General features: G+C 19.1%; 1 tRNA gene. It reads right to left on the bottom strand.

Going from position 1 to position 559, the window contains the following annotated elements:
- Positions 1 to 453 precede the first annotated feature (453 nt).
- Positions 454 to 530, bottom strand: a tRNA-Ile gene (locus tag AVBRAN12640_RS09915).
- Positions 531 to 559: the final 29 nt, after the last annotated feature.

The raw sequence follows: 559 nt of genomic DNA, 5'->3' as shown, positions 1-559 counted from the left end.
AAAACATAATCACTAAACATAAAAAGCTATTTTTATTAAAAGAATTTAAAACTTATAAATACTTTATAAAAACATTAATTATATTAACTCTTAAAAATACAACTAATATTTTATTTAATAGTAAAAACATAATTATCACTTATAATTTAAATTACTTATTACTATAAGAGTTATTTTAAAAAGATAATATATATGCTACCAAATATCACACCACTTCAATAAGTATTATAATTTATATAAAAATAGCTTTAAACATAACTACAAGCTAAATAAGTAAAAATAAGTATTCTTAAATAAATTCAAATATCATTAAAAATATAAATATTATTTATAAGTTTTAATCTAAAATAAATACACAAGTAAAACCTAAAATCATACTAAAACTACATATATTAAAAAGATTTAAAAAATAATTTAAAAAATAATTTAAAAGATAGATAAAAAGAATAAAAATGGTGGGCCTAACAAGACTTGAACTTGTGACCTCACCCTTATCAGGGGTGCACTCTAACCAGCTGAGCTATAGGCCCTTAAGAAGTAGAATTATTGTTATCTTATT

The sequence above is a fragment of the Campylobacter sp. RM12640 genome, assembly GCF_020137595.1.
Classification (GTDB): domain Bacteria; phylum Campylobacterota; class Campylobacteria; order Campylobacterales; family Campylobacteraceae; genus Campylobacter_E.
The sequence above is the reverse complement of the archived record's forward strand: the minus strand, read 5'-3'. Positions and strand labels throughout refer to the sequence as shown.